The sequence below is a fragment of the Novosphingobium clariflavum genome (genome assembly GCF_026420865.1).
Lineage (GTDB): Bacteria > Pseudomonadota > Alphaproteobacteria > Sphingomonadales > Sphingomonadaceae > Novosphingobium > Novosphingobium clariflavum.
In genome coordinates, this window is sequence record NZ_JAPCWC010000072.1 from 1 (window position 1) to 1,941 (window position 1,941).

Annotated in this window: 2 protein-coding genes; one reads left to right on the top strand and one right to left on the bottom strand. The window is 60.2% G+C overall.

The genetic code is table 11. The features are described from left to right. The coding region (locus tag OKA11_RS24255) for a family 43 glycosylhydrolase (RefSeq protein ID WP_267225173.1) at positions 1-594 on the bottom strand (594 nt) is incomplete at its 3' end. 396 nt (positions 595-990) lie between these two features. Between OKA11_RS24255 and OKA11_RS24260 the strand changes: the two genes are divergently transcribed. Beyond that, on the top strand, positions 991-1,941 hold a 951-nt coding region (locus tag OKA11_RS24260; RefSeq protein WP_267225175.1), incomplete at its 3' end, for a LacI family DNA-binding transcriptional regulator.

The following is a 1,941-nucleotide window of genomic DNA, read 5'->3' on the forward strand; positions in this document are numbered from 1 at the left end:
GAGGTAGCGATGTCCATCCTCGCCTACGACGTGCCCCGGATCGATCAACCCTGCGATGCCGAGATCGATAGGCTCACTCCAGGGCCCTTCCATCGAGCTGGCATGGATGACGTAGATGTTCGCGAAGCTGGCAAGCGGCGGCGACCAGCTTGCCTTCATGAAGGGAATGTAGATGAAATAGCGGTCGCCGTGCTTGGCGATGTCCACCGCGAAGACGGTGCCGAGGGGCCGGGTCAGCGCAGGCCCCAGCGGACGCCAGTTCACCAGGTCGCGCGAATGCCAGATCAGCAGGCCGGGAGCCGCGTCGAACGACGAGTGCGTCATGTAGTAGTCGTCGCCGTCCTTGAGGATCGACGGGTCGGGATAGTCGCCTGCGAGCACGGGGTTGAGGAACTGGCCATTACCGCAATCAGCCTGACGCTGACCTTCGATGCCGCGTTTCCACTGCGGAACGGGGGGCTCGCAGGGCCCGGTCGCGGACGTGAGCGCAGACGTGAGCGTAGACGTGGGCGCTGCAGCTCTTGCGCTGTTTGCGCCTGACGCGAGTACGGTACCTGCAAGAGCCAGCTTAATCGCATCGCGGCGGGATTCCATGCATCACCTCCATTTATTAGAATTAATCTTCCAATAACTGGAGGTGTCGGCAGCACAAGAGGCTTGAGGCCTCCTGGGTTTTCCGCAGGCTCCGATCCATGAGCAGGAATTGCGACGAGCCGTGTCGGGCGAAATGCGAAACTGACCCCCGCATTGCCTTGAGCAGAATGCTGCCGGCAGGATCGGCGCGGGGACACGATCGGAGTTGGGGGGAGTGATCATCGATCGGTAACGGTCATGTTCCCGGTCGAACAAGCGGCAGACCCCCGACGAGTTCGTCGCGGTTATCGGCTGCCCCCCGAAACTTCGGTTGGAAACCATCGCCTCTCACCAAAGCTTGCAATCCGCCCCAGGCATCCCGAAAAGCGGGCCGAGCACAACTTGGGACAATGCATTGTGGCGACCATTCGCGATGTGGCGAAAGCCGCCAAGGTTTCGGTTACGACAGCATCGCGCGTCGTCAACAAGGAGCCAACCGTTCGCTCCTATCTGCGAGAAAGAGTGGAAACGGCCATTCTTGAGCTGAACTATCGTCCCAACCTGGCGGCACGACGCCTGTCGAGCATGCGATCTTTTACTATCGGGATGATCGTACCTCGTGCTGGGATCGGCTATATTCCTCGATTGATTGTCGAATTGTCGTGGCTGTGCCGAGCTGAGGGCCATTTGCTCGTTCCCGAGGCGGTCGAGTTTGAGGATCGGCTCACCGCCTTTTCCCATCTCGATGGGGATGCATTGCGACCCGATGCAATCATTCTGGCTCCGCGCTTCAGCGACGATGATAGATTGCTCGCCCGGTTCGAAGCCGAGGAAATTCCGCTGGTCCGCCTTGGCGGATCACCGGACCGTTATGGTCTTTCCATCCAGATAGACGATCGGGAAATGGCGGCCGAGATGGTGCGCCATCTGATCGCACTGGGGCATCGCCGCATAGGCATGATCGGTTTGCCGCTGGCGGGCAGTGGCGCAAGAGCCAGGCGCGAGGGATATGAGCAAGCCTTGCGGGAAGCAGGACTACCCTGCGATGGCCAGCTTTTCGTCGAGGGCAGTTATTCCTATCGATCGGGTGTGGAGGGCCTCAACCGTCTGCTTGCCCTATCTTGTCCGCCCACGGCCATTTTTGCGGCCAATGACACTATGGCCGCAGGGGCACAGGCACAGGCGTTGAAGCTGGGACTTCTGGTACCTCAGGATGTGGCCATAGCCGGGTTCGAGGATTCGCCGATACTGCGTGCAACTTTTCCGGCGATCACTTCGGTATCCTTTCCTGTCGCCCAAATTGCCGAGATCGCGGCCCACGCTGCCATCCACGGCTCATTGTCGCCGTTCACCCTCGATCCATCCCTG